This is a genomic window from Kitasatospora sp. MBT66, assembly GCF_000710405.2.
GTDB lineage: Bacteria > Actinomycetota > Actinomycetes > Streptomycetales > Streptomycetaceae > Kitasatospora > Kitasatospora purpeofusca.
Genome location: NZ_JAIY01000004.1, coordinates 967,007 through 968,635 on the forward strand (window position 1 = coordinate 967,007; position 1,629 = coordinate 968,635).

3 protein-coding genes are annotated in these 1,629 nt (G+C 75.8%); 2 read left to right on the plus strand and 1 reads right to left on the minus strand.

Annotated features, from left to right (window positions below):
* The first annotated feature begins 162 nt into the window (after positions 1-162).
* Positions 163-867, plus strand: coding sequence for a DsbA family oxidoreductase (locus tag BI06_RS11045; protein WP_043467278.1), 705 nt, complete (start codon positions 163-165; stop codon positions 865-867).
* 31 nt (positions 868-898) lie between these two features.
* Here the strand turns inward: BI06_RS11045 and BI06_RS46130 are convergent, their stop codons facing one another.
* Positions 899-1,435, minus strand: a complete 537-nt coding sequence (locus BI06_RS46130) for an NPCBM/NEW2 domain-containing protein (protein WP_206743633.1) — start codon at positions 1,433-1,435, stop codon at positions 899-901.
* Here BI06_RS46130 and BI06_RS52875 point away from each other — a divergent pair.
* The coding region (locus BI06_RS52875; RefSeq protein ID WP_206743634.1) for a hypothetical protein at positions 1,407-1,629 on the plus strand (223 nt) is incomplete at its 3' end. The two genes, BI06_RS46130 and BI06_RS52875, sit on opposite strands and share 29 nt — an antisense overlap.

Genomic DNA, 1,629 nt, shown 5'->3' on the forward strand with positions numbered 1-1,629 from the left:
GGTCGTCCCCGCCCCTCCGGAGGCCTGAGCCCCTTCGGAGGTCTGAGCCCCTTCGGAGGTCTGAGCCCGTCCGGAGCGGCGGGGACACGCCGGGAATGTCCCGAGATGGTTCATCGTTCATCCATCTCGGACCCGTCCCCACCCCCCTCTGGAGCCCCCGTCATGAAGGTCGAGATCTACTCCGACATCGCCTGCCCCTGGTGCTACATCGGCAAGCGCCGCTTCGAGCAGGCGCTCGAGGGCTTCGCGGGCAAGGAGAACGTCGAGGTGGTCTACCGGCCGTACCAGCTGGTGCCGGACGCCCCGGCCACGGCGAGCCCGCACCGGGAGTGGCTGGCCGAGCGCTACGGGCCGCAGTCCGTCGCGATGGACGCCCGGGTCGCCGAGCTGGGCCGGGCCGAGGGCATCGGCTACGACTTCGACGCCGCCCTGCACGCCAACACCTTCCTCGGCCACCGGCTGCTGCACCTCGCGGAGACCGAGTACGGCGCGGCCGCCCAGGGCCGGCTGAAGGAGGCCCTGCTCAAGGCGCACTTCAGCGACGGCGTGGACGTCGGCGACCGCACCGCGCTCACCGAGGTCGCCGTCGGCGCGGGCCTGGACCGCGACCGGGTGACGGCCTACCTGGCCGGCGAGGAGGGTGCCGCCGAGGTGCGCGCCCAGCTGGCCGAGGCCCGCGAGATCGGCATCACCGCCGTGCCGACCTTCGTCTTCGAGGGCAAGTGGGCCGTCCAGGGCGGCCAGGAGGCCGAGACCTTCCGCCAGGTGCTGGAGCAGGTCGCCACCGAGATCGGCGAGCGCCGCCCGGCCCCGGTGCAGGTCGCCCCGGCCGGCGAGGCGTGCGCGGACGGCTCCTGCGCGGTCTGACCCCGCGGTTCCGCCCGCACCGGGGCCCGCTTCAGACGCACCTGAAGCGGGCCTCGGCCCAGTCGGCGACGTTCAGCGCCGACCAGATGCCGTTCGCCGGCACCACCACCAGCCGGATCGAGGTCTGCCCGGCGAGCGGCACATGCACCGGCACCGCCGGGTCGCCCGCCCGCAGCGTGCGCGAGCTCCACAGCGTCCGGCCGTCGCCGCCCTGCACCGAGAAGACCACCCCGCCGACGGCGAGGGTCAGGTCGTCCATCCCGGCCACCGCGTCGAAGGACGTGCAGCTCCGGTTGAGGTCGACCACGGTGGCCGCGGGCGCGTGCACGCTGATGCCGTGCCGGTGCTCGGCGCCGGCCACCGAGACGCTCTCCCGCTGCCAGAACCAGTCGCTGCCGTTCTCCCGGATGCTCGGCCGCGGCGGCGGCACCCGGTTGTGCGAGGACCTGACCACCGGGAGGTCGTCGGCCCAGAAGTCGGTCGGCGCCGGCGGGGTCGGGACGGTCGTGGGCGGCGGGGTCGGCAGGCTCGGCGTCACGGTGGGCGTCGGCAGCACCACCTCGGGCACGGGCGGCGGCGGCACCTCGGGCGTCGGCACCGGCGGCGGGGTCGGCAGCGGCACGGCCGGGACGGTCGCGACCGGGGTCGGGGTGGGCGTCGGGGTCGGTGTGGGCTTCGGGGGCGAGGGGGTCGGCGAAGGGGCCGCCGTGGTCGCCGGAGGGCTGCTCGGCGCCGACGGCACCGGCCTGGGCGCGGCGGCGG

Bases quoted from the DNA above. Each gene is read 5' to 3' on its own strand.
- BI06_RS11045 (WP_043467278.1), top strand. From the start codon at position 163: ATGAAGGTCGAGATCTACTCCGACATCGCCTGCCCCTGGTGCTACATC.